Genomic DNA, 314 nt, shown 5'->3' with positions numbered 1-314 from the left:
ACCGCATCGTGAGCGCTTCTGCCCTGCCGGAACCCATAACTGTGTTCTGAGAAGGTCGGGTCATAGATGCCCGTTAGCGATTGGGCGATGGCTTGTTGAATGAAACGGTCCACCACGGTCGGGATACCCAGGAGCCGCACACCGCCGTCCGGTTTCGGGATTTCGACCCGGAGGACCGGTTGTGGCTCATAGGTACCCGAGAGAAGTGCGGACCGCAGGTCCTCCCAGTGTTCCACGATGTGGGCACGCAGGTTTTGGGTGCCCAATCCATCGACACCGGCACTCCCTTTATTCCGTTCCACCCGCTTGATGGC

Annotated in this window: 1 pseudogene; it reads right to left on the bottom strand. The window is 60.2% G+C overall.

Features of this window, described 5'->3' with window-relative positions:
* Positions 1-314: pseudogene (locus AC6CHQ_RS16390) on the bottom strand (group II intron reverse transcriptase/maturase); the annotation flags it as partial.

Source organism: Bhargavaea sp. GQ12 (assembly GCF_059758705.1).
This window is presented reverse-complemented; position numbering and strand designations above follow the sequence as displayed.